This is a genomic window from Streptomyces sp. NPDC031365 (assembly GCF_055569765.1).
Window position 1 is genome coordinate 1 of sequence record NZ_JBVIIM010000087.1, and the last position, 1,154, is coordinate 1,154.

Here is a 1,154-nt window from a genome sequence, read left to right on the forward strand (position 1 = left end):
TACTGACTTTGAATGCGTGATGTCGTCATGGTGGTTGGCGCCGGAGGCCGGTGCCGGTGAGGCAGCCGTCGAGGACGTCGGGGCGGTACTGGAGCTGGCGTAGGCCGCGCCGGACGGCGTTGATCAGATCGTCAGGGTCGGCGAAGGCACGATTGGCCGTGGTGGTGCGCCGCAGGACGGACCAGATGCCCTCGACCGGGTTGAGGTCGGGTGCGTAGGGCGGCAGCTGGAAGACGGTGAGCCAGTCGCGGTCGGCGATGTAACGGCGCATGCCGGCCGTCAGATGGGTGTTCAAGTTGTCCCAGACCAGCACGATCGGGCCGCCGAGCTGCTGGTGGGCGGTCTGGATCAGGTCGCGGTAGTCCTTCCAGGAGAAGCTCTTGCGCCCGTCGGGCCGGGCGTCCGGGCACGGGCGGTAGATCAGCCGGGAGGGTTCGCCGGCCTTGTAGCAGGCCAGGGCGGCCACCGATAAGCGGCGGCGGGAGCGGCCCCGCACGCGGATCACGGGGGTATGGCCGCGGCGGGACCAGGTGCGGGTGGTCGGCGGCGTCATCGAGAATCCGGCCTCGTCCTCGAAGACGAGCCAGGCGTCGAGCGCCGCCACGGTCCTTCCACGCTCGGCCAGGTCTCCTTCACCCAGCCGGCCACCGCCGCCTCGTCCCGCTCGAGCGCCCGGCGGGTGGGGACCTGGCAGCTCCAGCCGTGCCGTTTGAGCAGGGCGGCCACCCCTTGGACGGTGTAGCTCTTGTGGAAGCGGCGCCCGATCAGCGTCTTGATCCGCGACAGGGTCCAGGTCTGGTCCGGCCAGCCGTGTGCCACCGGCCCCTTGGCCAGCTCCCGCTCGAGCACGGCGAACAGTTCGTCACTGAGCAGCGGCAGTGACGCCGGGCCCTTGGAAGCCAGGGCCCGGGGGCCGTTCTGCGACCAGGCTCTGCGCCACCGCTGAACCGACCGGACGCTGACCCGCAGGTCGTGAGCGATGACCGGGTTCTCGTCGCCCTGCCGGAACCGCTCGGCCGCCTCCATCCTCAACTGCTGGCGAAAGGCCCGCCGTTCGTCGGTCAGTCCGCCCCCTTGCGCATACCTCATGTGGTCGGCATACCGCAGGGATCATGAGGCGTCAGCCCTACGACACCACGCTTTGAAGGTCAGTA

At 69.8% G+C, this 1,154-nt stretch carries 1 protein-coding gene; it reads right to left on the reverse strand.

The genetic code is table 11. From position 1 onward, the window contains the following. Positions 1 to 25: 25 nt before the first annotated feature. A protein-coding gene (locus ACZ5C2_RS38620; protein WP_468801644.1) for an IS630 family transposase occupies positions 26 to 1,089 on the reverse strand; the annotation gives its coding sequence in 2 pieces (ribosomal slippage) (positions 26 to 642 and positions 642 to 1,089; 1,065 coding nt in all). Between the last annotated feature and the right edge of the window lie 65 nt (positions 1,090 to 1,154).